The 16,969-nt window shown below is 59.2% G+C and carries 16 protein-coding genes; 9 read left to right on the forward strand and 7 right to left on the reverse strand.

Annotation, left to right across the window (positions count from 1 at the left end; genetic code table 11):
* The first annotated feature begins 75 nt into the window (after positions 1–75).
* A complete protein-coding gene (gene hisD / locus ACP3TE_RS14435; RefSeq protein ID WP_105656789.1) occupies positions 76–1,428 on the forward strand; it encodes a histidinol dehydrogenase in 1,353 nt (450 codons plus the stop codon).
* Positions 1,429–1,512: 84 nt separating this feature from the next.
* On the forward strand, positions 1,513–2,001 hold the full coding sequence (gene nrdR, locus ACP3TE_RS14440) for a transcriptional regulator NrdR (protein ID WP_105656788.1): 489 nt from the start codon (positions 1,513–1,515) through the stop codon (positions 1,999–2,001).
* Between the two features lie 82 nt (positions 2,002–2,083).
* On the opposite strand, the gene map is transcribed toward nrdR, so the two are convergent.
* Positions 2,084–2,959, reverse strand: coding sequence for a type I methionyl aminopeptidase (gene map, locus ACP3TE_RS14445; RefSeq protein ID WP_105656787.1), 876 nt, complete (start codon positions 2,957–2,959; stop codon positions 2,084–2,086).
* Between the two features lie 133 nt (positions 2,960–3,092).
* On the opposite strand from map, the gene ACP3TE_RS14450 reads away from it, so the two are divergent.
* Positions 3,093–3,287 (forward strand): hypothetical protein, encoded by a 195-nt coding sequence (locus ACP3TE_RS14450; RefSeq protein ID WP_105656786.1) that lies wholly within the window; start codon positions 3,093–3,095, stop codon positions 3,285–3,287.
* Between the two features lie 110 nt (positions 3,288–3,397).
* Here ACP3TE_RS14450 and panB read toward each other — a convergent pair whose 3' ends face one another.
* Entirely contained in the window at positions 3,398–4,234 is an 837-nt protein-coding gene (panB, locus tag ACP3TE_RS14455) for a 3-methyl-2-oxobutanoate hydroxymethyltransferase (RefSeq protein WP_133834276.1), read from the reverse strand.
* A 136-nt stretch (positions 4,235–4,370) separates the two neighbouring features.
* Here panB and glnA (ACP3TE_RS14460) point away from each other — a divergent pair, with 136 nt between their 5' ends.
* From glnA (ACP3TE_RS14460) to ACP3TE_RS14475, 4 genes are all read left to right on the forward strand, one after another.
* The gene (glnA, locus tag ACP3TE_RS14460; protein ID WP_105656784.1) at positions 4,371–5,711 is read left to right on the forward strand and encodes a type I glutamate--ammonia ligase; all 1,341 of its coding nucleotides are present in this window, start codon (positions 4,371–4,373) and stop codon (positions 5,709–5,711) included.
* Positions 5,712–5,763: 52 nt separating this feature from the next.
* Positions 5,764–8,790 (forward strand): bifunctional [glutamine synthetase] adenylyltransferase/[glutamine synthetase]-adenylyl-L-tyrosine phosphorylase, encoded by a 3,027-nt coding sequence (locus tag ACP3TE_RS14465; protein WP_426734014.1) that lies wholly within the window; start codon positions 5,764–5,766, stop codon positions 8,788–8,790.
* Positions 8,791–8,798: 8 nt separating this feature from the next.
* The gene (locus ACP3TE_RS14470) at positions 8,799–9,281 is read left to right on the forward strand and encodes a DUF1990 family protein (protein WP_332594673.1); all 483 of its coding nucleotides are present in this window, start codon (positions 8,799–8,801) and stop codon (positions 9,279–9,281) included.
* 105 nt (positions 9,282–9,386) lie between these two features.
* Positions 9,387–9,857 (forward strand): nucleoside deaminase, encoded by a 471-nt coding sequence (locus tag ACP3TE_RS14475; RefSeq protein WP_426734016.1) that lies wholly within the window; start codon positions 9,387–9,389, stop codon positions 9,855–9,857.
* A gap of 162 nt (positions 9,858–10,019) precedes the next feature.
* Here ACP3TE_RS14475 and glnA (ACP3TE_RS14480) read toward each other — a convergent pair whose 3' ends face one another.
* Complete coding sequence (gene glnA, locus ACP3TE_RS14480) at positions 10,020–11,444, reverse strand: type I glutamate--ammonia ligase (protein ID WP_105656780.1); 1,425 nt, start codon at positions 11,442–11,444, stop codon at positions 10,020–10,022.
* A gap of 274 nt (positions 11,445–11,718) precedes the next feature.
* Here glnA (ACP3TE_RS14480) and ACP3TE_RS14485 point away from each other — a divergent pair, with 274 nt between their 5' ends.
* Positions 11,719–12,156, forward strand: coding sequence for an RDD family protein (locus ACP3TE_RS14485; RefSeq protein WP_400288256.1), 438 nt, complete (start codon positions 11,719–11,721; stop codon positions 12,154–12,156).
* Between the two features lie 70 nt (positions 12,157–12,226).
* Here ACP3TE_RS14485 and ACP3TE_RS14490 read toward each other — a convergent pair whose 3' ends face one another.
* From ACP3TE_RS14490 to lipB, 3 genes are all read right to left on the reverse strand, one after another.
* Positions 12,227–12,976 carry a DUF4191 domain-containing protein gene (locus ACP3TE_RS14490; RefSeq protein WP_105656779.1) on the reverse strand — a complete coding sequence of 250 codons (750 nt, stop codon included), beginning with the start codon at positions 12,974–12,976 and terminating at the stop codon, positions 12,227–12,229.
* 166 nt (positions 12,977–13,142) lie between these two features.
* Positions 13,143–14,141, reverse strand: coding sequence for a lipoyl synthase (gene lipA / locus ACP3TE_RS14495; RefSeq protein WP_426734018.1), 999 nt, complete (start codon positions 14,139–14,141; stop codon positions 13,143–13,145).
* Positions 14,142–14,175: 34 nt separating this feature from the next.
* On the reverse strand, positions 14,176–14,850 hold the full coding sequence (lipB, locus tag ACP3TE_RS14500) for a lipoyl(octanoyl) transferase LipB (protein ID WP_286134117.1): 675 nt from the start codon (positions 14,848–14,850) through the stop codon (positions 14,176–14,178).
* 45 nt (positions 14,851–14,895) lie between these two features.
* Between lipB and ACP3TE_RS14505 the strand changes: the two genes are divergently transcribed.
* Entirely contained in the window at positions 14,896–16,440 is a 1,545-nt protein-coding gene (locus ACP3TE_RS14505; protein ID WP_426734020.1) for a serine/threonine-protein kinase, read from the forward strand.
* Positions 16,441–16,518: 78 nt separating this feature from the next.
* Here the strand turns inward: ACP3TE_RS14505 and ACP3TE_RS14510 are convergent, their stop codons facing one another.
* Positions 16,519–16,869: a hypothetical protein gene (locus ACP3TE_RS14510; protein ID WP_105656775.1), complete on the reverse strand. Its 351-nt coding sequence runs from the start codon at positions 16,867–16,869 to the stop codon at positions 16,519–16,521.
* Positions 16,870–16,969 lie beyond the last annotated feature (100 nt).

The following is a 16,969-nucleotide window of genomic DNA, read 5'->3' on the forward strand; positions in this document are numbered from 1 at the left end:
AAACGGATCACGGCTTGGATGACCGGGGAAGGTAACTAATGAACCTTCCCCGGTCATCGGCGTTAAACTAGGTAGGTGAGCACTATTCCAGAAACCGAATTCTCAGCACTCGCCACCCTTGATTGGCGCAACGAATCCCTGGGCTACGCACAGCTGAAAGCCAAGCTGCCGCGCCCGGAGATGAACTCCCAGACCGCAGCCGAAACCGTGCAGCAGATCATCGATGATGTCCGCGCCCATGGCATGGAAACACTCAAGGACCTGGCCCAGCGCTTTGACCACGTTGAGCTGGAGCATACCCGTGTGCCGCAGCATGAGCTGGACCGCGCCCTGGAAGAACTGGACCCGCAGGTCCGCCTGGCGCTGGAAGAATCCATTGACCGCGCCCGCGTATTCGCCAAGGCCCAGCGCCCGGACGACGCCGAAGTCCGCTACGCTACCGGGGCAACTGTCACCCAGCGCTGGGTCCCGGTGCGCCGCGTCGGCCTGTACGTGCCAGGTGGCCTGGCCGTCTACCCGTCCTCGGTCATCATGAACGCCGTACCTGCCCAGGCAGCCGGCGTCAGCTCGCTAGCCCTGGCCAGCCCGCCGCAGAAGGAATTCGCCGGACTGCCGCACCCCACCATCTTGGCTGCCGCCAAGCTGCTGGGCATCGACGAGGTGCACGCCATGGGCGGTGCCCAGGCTGTTGCCGCGTTCGCCTACGGGGTGGACATGCCGAACGATGAGCGTGGCGGGATCGAACCGGTTGACGTGATCTCCGGTCCAGGCAACGTGTTCGTGGCAACCGCCAAGCGCTTGGTCAAGGGCGTGGTAGGCATTGACGCTGAAGCTGGTCCTACGGAAATCGCGATTCTTGCCGACAAGGGAGCTAACCCGGGCTTCGTCGCTGCCGATATGATTTCGCAGGCAGAACACGATGCCAACGCCGCGGCCGTGCTGATTACCGATTCACCTGAACTAGCTGCTGGCGTGCGCAAGGAACTCATGGTGCAGGTTGCCGCCACCAAGCACTCCGCCCGTGTGACAGAGGCACTGTCAGGATCCCAATCGGCCGTCATCTTGGTCAAGGACCTGGAGCAGGGGATCGAGGTGTGCAACGCCTACGCCGCCGAGCACCTGGAAATCATGGTGGCCGAGGCGGAATCCACCGCGGCCCGCATCACCGCTGCTGGCGCCGTGTTTGTCGGCGCCTATGCCCCGGTTTCGCTGGGCGACTACTGCGCAGGATCCAACCACGTGCTGCCGACCAGTGGCACCGCGCTGCACGCCTCGGGGCTGAACGTGAATACCTTCTTGAAAGCCATCCAGGTGATCAACTACGACAAGGCCGCGCTGGGCGAAGTGGCCGCTCACGTGATTAATCTTGCCAATGCCGAGGACCTGCCAGCCCATGGAGACGCGGTCGCGGTGCGAAACGCGCAATAGACGCTAAACTGTTAGGTGACATGAGTTGATTCTTGCCACCATGGGTGAACCGAGAATGCTTCTTAGGCTACAGATGGAGGTGCCGTGAACTGCCCGTATTGCCGCAATGCGGATTCCCGAGTGGTCGATAGTCGAGTTGCCGACGACGGCGTCTCGATCCGCCGCCGACGCCAGTGCACGGCTTGTTCGCGCCGTTTCACCACCACCGAAACTGCCAGCCTCAACGTGCTCAAGCAGTCCGGTGCCGTAGAACCGTTCTCGCGCAACAAGGTCATTAACGGTGTTCGCAAGGCCTGCCAGGGCCGCCCGGTCACCGATCACGACCTTGCCGTCCTGGCCCAGGAAGTCGAAGAGGCAGTCCGGACCTCCGGGGCTGCTGAAATCCCGGCCCACCAGGTGGGCTTGGCCATCTTGGAGCCATTGTCGCGCCTCGACGAGGTCGCTTACTTGCGCTTTGCCAGTGTCTACCACAACTTCCAGTCGCTGACTGATTTCGAGACCGCCATTGCCCGGCTGCGCGATCGCCGTGGCAAGGTTCCGCAGGGAAACCAGCGTCCGCTCTCGGCCGACTAGCAGTTTTCGCATAGAGCAAACGCCAGTGCCCCAGACCTTTCGAGGTCGCGGGCACTGGCGTTTGGCGTAGGCGTCGCAGCGGCTATGGCAGGGTGAGAATTTCCGCGCCATCGTCGGTGACCAGCAGGGTGTGCTCGAACTGCGCGGTGCGCTTCTTGTCCTTGGTGGTCACGGTCCAGTCGTCTTCCCACATGTCCCATTCGACGGTGCCCAAGGTGAGCATCGGCTCGATGGTGAAAACCATGCCCGGCTCGATGGGAGTGTTGTAGGCCGGCGCCGCATCGTAATGCGGGATGATCAAGCCGGAATGGAAGGCCTCGCCGACGCCGTGGCCGGTGAAGTCGCGGACCACGCCGTAGCCGAACCGCTTGGCGTAGGTTTCAATGCTTCGGCCGATCACATTGATCTCACGCCCTGGCATCACGGCCTTGATGGCGCGCTTCAGCGAGTTTTCGGTGCGCTCGACCAGCAGGCGCGATTCTTCATCCACGTCACCGACCAGGAAGGTGGCGTTGTTATCTCCGTGAACGCCACCGATGAAGGCGGTGATATCGATATTGATGATGTCGCCATCTTGCAACACGGTGGTGTCCGGGATGCCGTGGCAGATGACCTCGTTCAACGAGGAGCACAGCGACTTGGGGAATCCGCGGTAGCCCAAGGTTGACGGGTAGGCGTTGTGATCCATGAGGAATTCGTGGCCAAGCCGATCGAGCTGGTCGGTGGTGGCTCCCGGCTGGCAAGCCTTGCCAACTTCCTGCAGTGCCTGAGCGGCAATCCTTGAAGCTATGCGAATGCGTTCGATGACTTCTGGGCTTTTGATTTCCGAAGCCGTGTTGCTGGCAGGTTCCTTCTTGCCAACGTATTCGGGGCGTTCAATGTGTTTCGGTACCGGAAGTTCCGGGGAGACCGTGCCGGCGGTGAGATTTCCAAGGGGTGCAGTTGAAGCAATAGCCATGCTTTTATTCTAGCTTCACGTATCTGCCGCTTCGCTAGGAGATAGCCGATAGAACAGGTGGTGTTGCACCTATTTTCCGCCGGTTGGGATACCGTGGAAGAAGCAGCAAGAATCGAGAATAGAGGAGTTTTCCATGAGCTCAGTTGGCACCCCGGGCGAGGGGCAGTACTGGTACAACGTCTCGACCAAGACCGTGGAGAATGGCCCGCAGTCTGATTGGTCGCAGTTGCTTGGCCCATATGACACGGTTGCTGAAGCCGAAGCGGCAATGGCGAAGGTCCAGGCACGCAATGAGGCGTGGGACGACGCAGAGGAAGACGACGAGTAGAAGTCAAGGGCACCGAGCCAGGCCGGTGCGGCGAATGGCAAAGCGGTGCGCTGCCACGATGGATGACATCGAGGCAGCGCACCGCTTTGCGATATGGCGTGAGCCGGCTTCTATTCCTTGAACTCGTACTCTGCCGAGGGGAAGGTGCCGGAAACCACGTCCTGGTGGTACTCGCGCACCGCGTTGCCGACAACCTCACGCAGATCAGCGTACTTCTTCACGAAGCGCGGGGTGCGGCCCCCGCCAAGACCCAGCATGTCCTGCCAAACCAGGACCTGTCCGGTGGTGGAATTGCCAGCGCCGATGCCGATGGTCGGTACCTTCAGCGCGGCATCGATTTTGGCAGCGACCGGGCTTGGCACCATTTCCATCAGGATGCAGAAGGCGCCTGCATCCTGCAATTGCACAGCGTCGTGCTTCATCTGCTCTACTGCGTCGCCACGGCCCTGCACACGGTACCCGCCCAATGCATGCTCGGACTGCGGAGTGAATCCGATGTGCCCGATAACGGGAACTCCGGCAAGGACCATGGCGCGGACATGCTCGGCGTATTGCGCGGTGCCCTCCATCTTGACCGCGTGGGCATGGCCCTCCTTCATCAGGCGCACCGCAGTGGCAACGGCCTGGGCAGGGGACTGCTCGTAGCTGCCAAACGGGAGGTCGGCAACGACCATGGCGCGTTTGGCCCCGTTGGCGACAGCTTTGGTGAACATGATCATTTCGTCGAGGGTAATCGGCAGCGTGGACTCGTAGCCGAGTACGGTATTGGCAGCGGAGTCGCCAACCAGCAGCATCTCGATCCCGGCCGAATCGAAAATCTCTGCCATCATTACGTCATAAGCAGTTAACATCGCGAATTTTTCGCCATTGTCCTTGGCCTGCTGCAAATGATGAAGTCGGATACGGGACGGGCCTTTTTCAGGGTTCCCTAGGTATGGTTGTGGCATGAATCGACTTTATCGCACTTGGACAGGGCGATGCTGATCGTTGGGACGGTTCTGAACCGATATAGTGTTGCCACAGGTCAATTTTCTTACCGGTTGTGATCAGCGCCGGATATCAGAATCCCAAAGGTGGTGGAAAATGGATCGTCAGCAGGAATTTGTACTGCGCACCATTGAAGAACGCGACGTTCGATTTGTGCGAATGTGGTTTACTGACGTCGTTGGTTCGCTCAAGTCGGTGGCGTTGGCTCCTGCTGAAGTTGAAGATGCTTTCGAAGAAGGTCTGGGATTCGATGGTTCCTCCATTGATGGACTGTCCCGGATCTCCGAGTCTGACATGTTGCTTCAGCCCGATCCTGCCACCTTCCAGATCCTGCCGTGGCGCGGCGAAGTCGAACCGACCTCCCGCATGTTCTGCGACATCCTGACCCCTGAGGGCCAGCCGTCCAATGCAGATCCGCGCCAGGTGCTCAAGCGCCAGCTGGCCGAAGCATCGAATATGGGTTTCACTTGCTACACCCACCCGGAGATCGAATTCTATTTGCTGGAGAACGATCAGCTGGATGCCAATGGCCGTCCCCAGCCGATCGACAACGGTGGCTACTTCGACCACGTGCCAGATGGCGTTGGGCAGGACTTCCGCCGTGCTTCCGTGACCACGCTGGAAGCGCTGGGCATTTCGGTGGAGTTCTCCCACCACGAAACAGGTCCAGGCCAGAACGAAATCGATCTGCGCTACGCAGATGCCTTGCAGACCGCCGACAACATCATGACCTTCCGTACCGTCATCAAGGAGATGGCGATGCAAAAGGGCATCCACGCAACCTTCATGCCCAAGCCATTTGCCGACCATCCGGGCAGCGGCATGCATACCCACTTCTCCTTGTTCGAAGGTGACGCTAACGCGTTCTTCGAAGCTGGCCGCGAATACCAGCTCTCCGATGTGGCCCGGTCCTTCATCGCCGGCATCTTGCACCATGCGCCGGAAATGACCGCCATCACCAACCAGTACGTGAACTCGTACAAGCGGTTGTGGGGTGGAGGGGAGGCGCCGAGCCACCGTTCGTGGGGGCACAACAACCGCTCGGCACTGGTCCGCGTGCCGCTGTACAAGCCAGGCAAGGGACAGTCCGCCCGCGTGGAATACCGCGGTATCGACTCGGCAGCCAATCCGTACCTGGCCTACGCAGTATTGCTGGGCGCTGGGCTGAAGGGCATCCGCGAAGGCTACGAGCTGGAAGAGCCAACCGAGGATGATGTCTGGAGCCTGTCCACGGCAGAACGCCGCGCCTCGGGCCACGTTCCGCTGCCTGGCAGCCTGCACGACGCATTGCGCGCCATGGAAGAGTCGGAACTGATGGCCGAGATCCTCGGCGAGCAGGTATTCAACTCGTTCCTGTCGAACAAGCGCACCGAATGGGAAGAGTACCGCCAGGTCATTACCCCCTACGAACTGAACAAGTATTTGGGAATCCTCTAGAGACTTCGCCGCGTGAAGCTGCGCGGCGAAATGCGGGAGAACACGAGACACCATGCCGGAAGTACCCTCGCGAGCATTGCTCAACGCTGGCTTCAGCGACATCGAAAGGGCCAAGAAATTCCTTCAGGCCGAGGAACTGTCCCGGATTGATCCCAGCCTGATCGTGAGCAAGATGGCGCATGCGCCAGATCCGGACCAGGCACTGCTGCTGGCCCTGCGGTTGGTAGATCGGCACCCGGAAGTCATCGATATCTTCCTGGAGCCCGATAGCTGCCAAGGGCTCGTCAGGCTTCTGGGCAGCTCTTCTGCGCTCGGGGAGTTCCTTATGCGTTGTCCCGAGGCGCTGGAGATCGTCCGCCACGCCCCACCCGGTGAATTCGTCCCCGTGCCCGCGGAACAGCTGGTCGAGGACTTGCTGGCATCGATCGAGGCCAAGCAATCAGACGGCGGGCACTGGGTCTCTTCCCATACCGGTGCTGAAGCGCGTCAGCGCTTGCGCACCGCCTACCGCAAGGCCTTGCTCTCGCTGGCCCACCGGGACTTGGGTTCCACCCAGCCGCAGCGCATTCTGCCCCTGGTCGCCGCCGAACTGGCCGACATGGCTGGTGCCGCGTTGGAGGGGGCATTGGCCATTGCCCGGGCCGAAGCCGCCGAACAATATGATGCTGGCGACGTTGATCGGGTTAAGATCACCATCATTGGCATGGGCAAGTGCGGTGCACGTGAACTGAACTATATTTCGGACGTCGATGTCATTTACGTCCACGATTCCACGCCGGGAATCGATGACGACCTGGCCGCCGCGATCGCGACGGTGATCTGCGGGAACACGGCACGTGCCCTGATGGTCCCTGGCCCTGAGCCGATGCTCTGGGAAGTGGATGCGAATCTTCGCCCCGAGGGCAAGGACGGGGCCTTGACCCGTACGCTCTCATCCCATGAAGCGTATTACCGCCGGTGGGCTCATTCATGGGAATTCCAAGCCCTGCTCAAGGCCCGCGCGATTGCCGGCGACAAGGAACTGGGACGCTCTTATGAGCGGATGGTTTCGCCAATGGTTTGGTCCAGTTCCGAGCGTGAGGGCTTCGTTGAATCCGTCCAGGCCATGCGCCGACGCGTCAGCGACAACATCGACAAGCAAGATGTTGCGTGGCAAATCAAGCTGGGCCCCGGTGGGCTGCGCGATGTCGAATTCACCGTCCAGCTGCTCCAACTCGTCCATGGTCGAGTCGACCCCGCCATCCAGGTGCCAACCACCACCCTGGCCATCCAAGCGATGAGCGATATCGGCTACATCGGCCGTGATGATGCGACGAATTTCGATGACTCATACCGTTTCCTGCGCTTGCTGGAGCACCGGATACAGCTCAGCCAATTGCGCCGTACCCACTTGATGCCCCGGGCAGAAAGCGCCCAGCGCGTGCTTGCACGATCGATCCGTGGTGCCGGAGACCTGCAGCTCAGCAGCCCGGAGAAGCTGATGCGCCGCTGGAATGAAACCAAGCGCATGGTGCGTTCGCTGCACGAGCGTATTTTCTACCGTCCGCTCCTGGTCAGTAGTTCCAACCTCTCGGCCGATGATGTCAAGCTCACCGCCGAATCGGCGCAAGCCCGCCTGCGCGCCCTGGGCTATCTCGACCCGAAGGCGGCGATGCGGCACATTGAAGCCCTGACCGGTGGGGTCTCGCGCAGTGCGTCATTGCAACGGCAATTGCTGCCGGTACTCCTGGACTGGTTTGCCCGCGGGGTGGACCCGGATGCTGGATTGCTGGGCTTCCGCCGGCTCAGCGAAGCGCTGGGCAAGTCCCATTGGTTCCTCGGCATGCTGCGCGATACCAACGCTGCCGCCGAACGGCTGAGCCACTTGCTCTCCAATACGCGCTTCTTGACCGACCTGCTGGCCAATGAGCCGGCGGCGGCCGCTTGGCTGGGCTCCGACGCGTCCTTGACGCCGCAGACATTCGAGAACCTGCTGCAGCAGAACACCTCGATCATCCATCGCACGAAGCAGCCAGAAGCTGCCATCCGCATGATCCGCATGGTGCGCCGCCGCGAATTCTTGCGTGTCGCGCTTGCCGACGGCGCTGGCCTGCTGACCGTTGACGAAGTTGGCGTAGCACTCTCGAACATCGACGCCGCCATGGTTGACGGGGTGCTGAAGGTCCTCTTGGCTGCTGACCAGGCCAAGCACGGGGAACATGCTGTCGTCTCGGTCATTGCCATGGGCCGCCAAGGCGGTCGGGAAATCGGTTACGGCTCTGATGCGGACGTCCTGTTCGTGCAGCGCCCGGTTCCTGGCGCCACGGCCCAAGCTGCTCAAGAACAAGCGCTTCGGGTAGTTACCGACCTGGTGTCGTGGACCGCCAAACCGTTGAAACCGGCCATTCCAGCTGAAGTGAAATTGAAAGTGGATTCGGATCTGCGCCCCGAGGGCCGCCAGGGAATGCTGGTCCGTTCTCTCGACGCCTACGCCACCTATTACCAGCGATGGGTGGAAATCTGGGAACGCCAGGCGTTGCAGCGTGCACGCCCGTTTGCCGGCGATGACCAGTTGGCTGAAGATTTCATGGAATTGATTAGGCCGGTGCGCTACGGCAAGGGACTGGACGAGTCGGAGATCCGGGATATCCGCAAGATCAAGGCCCGCGTTGAATCCGAACGGCTCCCGCGAGGTGCCGACCCCAACCGCCACCTGAAACTGGGACGAGGCTCGCTCTCGGACATTGAATGGCTGGTGCAGTTCTACCAGTTGCAATACGCCTGGAAGCACGAATCCCTTCGCACCACCTCGACGCTCCAGGCGTTGGAAGAGCTGGCGAAATTGGAGCTCATTGCCCAAGACGATAGCGAAATGCTGGCGATTGCTTGGCGGCTGGCTACGCAGATTCGCAGTGCTGAAATCATCACGTCCGGACGTTCCAGCGATGTCTTGCCGAGTTCGGCGCGCGATATGGAAGCCGTGGCTCGGTGGTGCGGCTATGAGCCGCACTTTGGCGTGGAACTCGAAGAAGACTACTTGCGTGCAACCCGGCACGCGCGTGGCATCTTTGAACTGCTGTTCTACGGCTTTGAGGACTAGGAACCGCGGTGGCCGTTGAAACGCTGCTGGAACGTTCCTGGAGCCCGCTGGCTGCTTCATCCAGGCCATGGCAACGCCGCGTGCTGCTGGGCGGGGGAGCAGCCCTGTGGAACGATGCGTGCGTTGCTTTGCTCCGTTGGGAAGTCAAGACACGCAGCGGGTTCAGGCTCCAGCCGCAGTTGCCGGTCGCCGTGGGCCAGCAACCCTTGATCACCATCGGTGTCGGACCGTTGCGCATCCATGAACCTGTGGAGGTCGTTGACGTCATTGCGGAAAGTGATTGGGTAGGGTTTTCCTACCGGACGCTGCCGGGGCATCCGGTTCAGGGTGTGGAAGCTTTCATTCTTGAACGCGCGGACGAGCAAGTTTTCCTGCTGATCAGGTCGGTCACGGAACCTTCTGATGTGCCTGCTTGGCGTCGAGTCTTCAAGGTGCTGCTCCTGGCGCAGTGGGTGACACGTCAGCGTTACCTTCGTGCGCTGAAACCTTAGTCCGCAACCGGCAATTTCCTGCGCTTCCCGCCGGAACAGGACGCGGGGGACTAGGGTGGGGATTGTAATCTCTACGCGAATAATGAGTGCAGGGGAGCTTCGAAAATGCTGGACCCAAAGATGCTGCAGGCTGCCATTGATCAGTCCTTGCTGGCCCTGGAATCCAATGACAGCGGACCATTTGGCGCGGTGGTAGTCCTTGACGGAAAAGTCGTTTCCGCTGGCTACAACTCGGTGGTGGGTAGCCAGGATCCAACGGCGCACGCCGAAATCAATGCCATCCGCGCAGCGGGACAAGCACTGGGAACCTTCGATCTGTCGCAATGCGAGCTCTACACCAGCTGCGAGCCATGTCCCATGTGCCTGGGTGCCATCTATTGGTCCCGCTTCAAGCATGTCTACTATGCGAATACGCGCGAGGAAGCCGCGAAGATCGGCTTCGATGATGATTTCATTTACAACGAGCTTGAGCTTCCCATGAGCGAGCGGAAAATTCCGTTTACCAAGGTTGAAGATTCCGGTGCGCTCAGGGCATTTGAGCTTTGGGAAGCAAAGAGCGACAAGCAGGAATACTAGTACTTGTTATCGGGGCGGCACTTGCCCTGAGCGCGATGGCCGCCCATGTGCGGGCCCGCACTGATGCTTAAACAGAGGAGTCCGCACAAGTGCTAGAACATAGTTCTTGCGCTTTGTGCGGACTCCTCTGCAAACTACAAGGGGCGATGCCCCGTCAGCTGATTAGCAACCGTAGTAGAGCTCGAACTCGTATGGGTTCGGGCGCAGGCTCAATGGCTTGATTTCGTTTTCACGCTTGTACTCAACCCAAGTCTGGATCAGGTCCTCGGTGAAGACGCCGCCTTCGAGCAGGAACTCGTGATCAGCTTCCAGGGCCTTGAGCGCCTCTTCGAGGCTTTCAGGTGCGCGCTGGATTTCCTTGGCCTCTTCGGCAGGAAGCTCGTAGAGGTCCTTGTCGATTGGCTCTGCAGGTTCAATGCGGTTCTTGATGCCGTCCAGGCCAGCCATCAGCTGGGCTGCGAACGCCAGGTATGGGTTCGAGGAAGCATCCGGAGCGCGGAACTCGATGCGCTTCGCCTTAGGGTTCGAACCGGTGATCGGGATACGGATACCGGCAGAGCGGTTGCCCTGCGAGTAAACCATGTTCACTGGAGCTTCGTAGCCCTTGACCAGGCGGCGGTAGGAGTTCACGGTTGGGTTGGTGAACGCGAGCACGGCGTCTGCGTGCTTCAGCAGGCCGCCGATGTACCAGCGTGCGGTATCGGACAGGCCAGCGTAGCCCTTTTCGTCGTAGAACAGCGGTTCGCCGTTGGCCCACAGCGACTGGTGCACGTGCATGCCCGAGCCGTTGTCGCCGAAGACTGGCTTTGGCATGAAGGTTGCGGACTTGCCCCACGCGTCAGCGACGTTCTTCACGATGTACTTGAAGAGCATCAGTTCATCAGCGGAGTGAACCATGGTGTTGAACTTGTAGTTGATTTCTGCCTGGCCGGCAGCGCCCACCTCGTGGTGGCTGCGCTCAACCTCAAGGCCAGCCTTGTCCAGCTCGACGCAGATCGCGTCGCGCAGGTCAGCCTGCTTGTCAGTCGGTGCAACTGGGAAGTAGCCACCCTTGTACGGGGTCTTGTAACCCTGGTTGCCGCCTTCTTCCTTGCGGCCGGTGTTCCAAGGTGCCTCGTCGGAATCGATCGAGTAGAACGCGCCCTGTGGCTTGGATTCGTAGCGAACGTCTTCGAAGATGAAGAATTCTGCTTCTGGGGCGAAGAACGCGGTGTCAGCGATACCGGTCGATTCCAGGTATGCCTCGGCGCGTTCGGCAACGCCACGTGGGTCGCGGTGGTAAGGCTCACCGGTGCGTGGGTTGATGATCGAGAAGTTGAAGGCCAGGGTCTTTTCCAGGCGGAAGGGATCGATGAAGCCGGTGGTGACGTCCGGGATCAGCTGCATGTCGGAATCAGAGATGCCGGCGAAGCCGCGGATGGAAGAACCATCGAAGAGCTGGCCGTTGACGAAGAAGTCGGCATCCACGGACTTGGCAGGCACGTTGAAGTGCTGCTGTACACCTGGTAGGTCGGTGAAACGGATATCGACGAACTTGATGTCCTCTTCGGCAATATATGCCAAGACTTCTTCTGGACTGGTAAACATGTGCAGGTGACTCCCTGGTGAGATATAAGGTTTGGTAAACGGAACCGGTAGCCGGAATGATCCGGCTGGTCCTCTTGCTTACGTATCAAGCTTACCTATAATCCATTTCTGAATGGTGTCTCTATTGTTTCCAACCTGTTACAAGCGGAGAATCCGGGCGTGTCGTATCGCGCTGATCTGCGCTGATTGCCTGCTGTAACAATCTGACTTGGATACTTGCTACCTGGTTATCGCGTTCTAACTGGCGCACAGAATCGCTGGATAGACTGTATTGGTGGAAAGAAAAGACTTCAGCTCGTGGCTTGAAGGGCCGCCGCAGCATAATACGCAACAATGGCCCGGGCAGGATATGGGGCGCCCCGAGAAGGGCCCCGGCTCCATTGCCAGATTCCCGCGACGGGTCGGTGCACTGCTCTTGGACTGGGGGCTCTCGATGCTGCTGAGCTGGTGGCTGTTTGACAGCCACGATCTGGCAACATTGAGCCTGTTCTGCGCCGGGCAGATCATCGGTGTCGGATTCACCGGGCACACGATCGGGCACCGTACCTTTGGAATGCAGGTGCAGTCGCTGGATGGAACCGCAATCAAGCCGTTGCAAGGCCTGATTCGTTCCTTGCTGCTTTGCCTGGCTATTCCGGCCTTCGTCACCGACAAGGACCAGCGTGGACTGCATGATCGTTTGCCCAAGACCATCCTGGTGAATATCTCCTAGCAATAGATCCGGACAGCAAGAAAGAAGCCGCAACTCGAAATTCCAGTTGCGGCTTCTTTAGTAGTTGTCTTTAGCGTCCGCGCGTAGCGCGGCGGTTTGGACGGACGCGGTTCGGGTCTACGCCCTTGGGGATAGGCAGACGATTCGCGGTCAACGTGCTCAAGCGCTTGTCGATTGCGCTGACTTCCAGCTTCGTAATCGACTTTGGAAGCTTCTTCATTGCCTTGCCGACTTCAGCCAACGGAGTCTGGCCTTCTTCGGAACCAGCGTTGATGATGTGCACGGGAACGTTCGGCAGAACGCGGGCGATGCGCTTGCGCTCGGAAGAGGCAAGCTCACGAACCCGGCTCTTTGGTCCCTCAGTGACCAGGACGATGCCCGGGCGACCGATACCGAGGAACACCAGATCCTGGTGGCGGTTGTAGGCAACTGGTTCCTGCTTCAGGATCCAGCCGCGACGCAGCACGCTCATGGCGGCGCCGGCAGCGCCGGGGCGGCCCTCAAGCTGCGAGAACGCAGCTTTCTCTGCGCGGCGGGACATCACGAACATTGCAGCAAGGAGCGCCAGCGGGATTGCGATGATCAACATCGTGATCCAGTTTTTGATCAAGAAGCCGATGACCAAGCAGACAGCAATGACGGCCAAGGCTGCCAATGCCATCCACCACACGACCATCGGGTCATTGCGGCGAGTCATCTGGAAGACCTGGCCAATTTGCTTCAGGCGGCCCGGTTCTTTGTTCTTCTTCTCAGCTTTTGGTTTACGCGAAAACAAGCCACGCTTAGGCGCGGCTGCGTCGTTGTCGGAGTTTTTGGCCATAGTGCCTTAATTCTACGCGATGAAGTTGATAGTTCTAAGCCGAGCCGGATCGAACACGGCATTTTCAGCTGAATTGCCCATGGACGGGCAGTGGGAAAGCCCCGGAACCCTCGATGGATTCCATCAGGAGTTCCGGGGCCTTAGCCGTGGGGTCCACTGGACCGAGCTACTTGATCAGCGAAGCTGCTTCCTGGCGCGTGTTGCCCGAGGACTCGATATGTGCCAATGCCTCAGGGATTTCGCGGCCCTTCTTGCGCATGGCGCCGGCCCACAGGCGGCCAGCGCGGTAGGAAGAACGGACCAGCGGCCCAGCCATGACTCCGGCAAAGCCGAGTTCTTCGGCTTCTTGCTGAAGCTCCAGGAACTCCTGCGGGGTGACCCAGCGGTCGACTGGCAGATGCAGGTCGGTTGGGCGCAGGTACTGGGTCAAAGTCAGCAGATCGCAGCCTGCCTCATGGAGATCACGCATGGCCTCGGAAATTTCTTCTTGAGTTTCGCCCATACCCAGAATCAGGTTGGACTTGGTGATCAAGCCACGCTTGCGGCCATGGGTGATCACATCCATGGAACGCTCGTAACGGAAAGCCGGGCGGATGCGCTTGAACAGGCGAGGCACAGTCTCTACGTTGTGGGCGTAGACTTCTGGCTCCGAATCGCAGATGGTATCCAGGTTCTCCGGCTTGCCGCTGAAATCGGGGATCAGCAGCTCTACGCCGGTGCTTGGATTCATCTTGTGGATCTGCCGCACAGTCTCGGCATACAGCCAGGTGCCCTCGTCTTCGAGGTCATCACGGGCGACGCCAGTTACGGTGGCGTAGCGCAGATCCATCTTCTTCACGCTCATGGCGACCTTGAATGGCTCTGAGCGGTCAATTGCCAAGGGCTTGCCGGTGGCGATCTGGCAGAAGTCGCAACGGCGGGTGCACTCTGAACCGCCGATCAGGAAGGAAGCCTCGCGGTCTTCCCAGCACTCGAAGATGTTCGGGCAGCCTGCTTCTTCGCAGACCGTATGCAAGCCTTCGCTCTGTACGAGATTTTTCAGGCCAACGTATTCAGGGCCAATGCTCAACTTGGCCTTGATCCATTCTGGCTTACGCTCCACAGGTACGGCAGCGTTGCGCTTTTCTACGCGCAGCATACGGCGGCCTTCTGGTTCGACGCTCATTAAACAGCTCTTTCTTTGGTGAGGGCGTGACTGTCTAGACGACTTGAGGGGTGAGCAGACGCTCTATTTCGGTTTGTACGCGGTCAACGACGTCTTCGGGGGTGACGGTACGGCCGAGTTCTTCGGAAATGGTGGTGACACCTGCATCGGAGATGCCGCAGGGGATGATCTGTTCGTAGGCGGAAAGCGCGTTCGAGCAGTTCAATGCGAAACCGTGCATGGTGACACCGTGGTTGATGCGGATTCCAATGGCTGCGATTTTGCGGTCCTGAGCGCCATCTTTGCCCGGTACCCAGACCCCGGAGCGGCCCTTGATCTGGGCCGTCGGAATGCCTAGCTCGCTGACCACGTTAATCAGGGCTTCTTCCAAGGTCTCCACGTAAAGTCGGATTGCGCTGATCTTGCGTAGCTTGACGATGGGGTAGCCAATGAGCTGTCCCGGGCCATGCCAGGTCAACTTTCCACCGCGGTCCACATCCACCACGGGGGTCCCGTCCATCGGGAGATCTTCAGGTTCAGTTCGCTTGCCTGCGGTGTAAACCGCTTCGTGCTCCAGGAACAGGACTTTTGGGGTTTGCGTGTCCGCGGCTACCGCATCATGCAGTTGGATTTGGTAATCCCAAGCTTCCATGTAGGGCACAAATTTTGAGCCTAGTCCGACTCGTTCGAATTCGATCGCCATGACGGCTAGCCTACGCTCTTGAACGATCGGTCGCTAATTCAGAGCCGTCGAACCCATCTGTGGATATCCAGCTTGCAATTTACGATTCTGGGTTACAACGGAGTCATGGATGATTCTACGAATGTTCTAGCGTGGCCGACAAGCCCCGGGCATGTCACGGTAAGGCCGCTAAGTTCCAAGTCACCGTGTAAAGTTTGGCTGATCCGGAGGGAAAGCGACCATTTGTACCTCACGCTAAAACTTAGCCTGACTATGGAAAACATCACTTCGCTTCGCCAAGAGCAGGTAACGCAGTCAAGGAAATATGTCGTTGATTTCTACGGAACCCTGTCGACACAATTGGGCGAGGGGCTGGTTATGGAATATTGCCCCGGTGGCAGCGTGGCTGATCTTGTGGCAAGTCGAAGCGCCTTTGGCCTGGGGGAGTGCGTGACCGCGCTGGCACCCATCGCCCAGACGCTTTCGGTGATGCATGCGCAGGGCCAACGCCATGGAGACTTATCGCCGGCCAATATATTGCTCACTGCCAAGGGAATGCCGAAGATCATTGACTTCCAGGAATCAGCTTCAGCACGGCAGGCGCTCACCGGCTCCGGTACGCCAGGATTCATGGCCCCTGAAATGCAGGCCGGGGTACGGGAAAGCCAAGTTGGAGAGCAGGACTTGTTTTCGCTGGGCGCCTGCTTGTGGTTTCTCCTATCCGGACGGATTCCCGAAGAGGAACTGATGCGTCCACCGGCAAGCGTGATGTTCCCCGGAATCCCTTCGATCATTCATGAACTGTTGATCGATTCGCTGAATCCAGATCCGCAAGCACGACCGACCGCAGATCAGTTTGCTCGAACGTTGTTCGCAAGCTGTCCGGCAGAGCCCATCAGCTGGGAAGGGCATGTAGCTCCAGAAGCTACTCATCTGATGGAGACCATCCATCCATCCGCGGAACAGAATGCTGCGCACAAGCGCTTCAAGCGCCAGGCCGATACCGCAAGCAGGCAGCGAAGCCCCAGCCGCGATGACTCCTGGCATAGCCATCGATTGCGCCGGACCCCCGGGGCCGTGAAATTGGCCGGTGCCGCAGCACTGGGCTCGTTGGTTATTATCGGGAGCCTCGTGGGCGTCAATCATTTCCGTGCGGCTGTGGCCACCGAAACTACTGCGGCTACGGCAGTACCGTCAGCAGAGCAAAGCTGCAGAATTGAAGACGGGGCGCACGTTCCAGCTTGTGCCTTGAATCGGGACACCGTGATCTCTGCATTCCTCGCGCTTTCAAGAGAGCGCGATGAAGCGATGGGGCAGCTGGCGGGGGAGAAGCTCAAGGGGCTCTACACTTCAGGAGCGGAGCAGCTGCAACGAGATCTCGAAACAATCGATCAGCTTCGGAAATTGGGTTTGGAATTTGCGGGATTGCGCACGAGACTCACGGACGTCACGGTATCGGCGCGTGGGCAGGGGGACTCTGTCATTCTTGCTGCCACTTCTACCCAAGAGGAATACCGCTACGTGGATGCCCGCGGAGCCACGGTTCACGCCGTCCAGGCCGCGCAGCCGCAACGCATCGAAGTGGAACTAGTGCTGGAAGACGAGCGCTGGAAAATTGGCAAGGTATTGCGCCGTTAAAAGCGAAATGGCGGGAGGTGCAACCACAGCTTGCTCCAAGCTGATGGTTGCGGCTCCCGCCGTCAATGCTAATGCTGATTAGTTCCAGAGTACCGCGATGGCGATGTTGATCAAGGCCATGCCACCCACGGCGTGAGCGATCCCCGTAGGAACTTCCTCGCCGTTCTTCATCTTCTTCCGGCCAAGGAACGCTGCCACCAAGATAATGATTGCAATCAGCGACTTGATTCCAATCTTCATGTGGTTTGGCGAACCGTCGCCAGCCTCGAGAATACCGACCATGGCCAGACCCGTAACGACCTGAACGATAGCGCCATACCACTGCCATACGGAGACGGTTGGAGTCTTGAAATTAGCAAGCCAGCCGCCGAAGATAGCTGCTGCACCCAAGATATGCACGAAAATCAGGATTGAAAGAAGAATAGTCATGATACTAGCCTAATCTATTTTCGACTGATCGTAGAAAACGCAGAATCGCCCCTGTCGAATCAACGACAGGGGCGATTATCTACCTAGGCTGCGAAAGCGA

Origin of the sequence: Glutamicibacter sp. 2E12 (assembly GCF_050030965.1) — a bacterium.
Taxonomy (GTDB): domain Bacteria; phylum Actinomycetota; class Actinomycetes; order Actinomycetales; family Micrococcaceae; genus Glutamicibacter.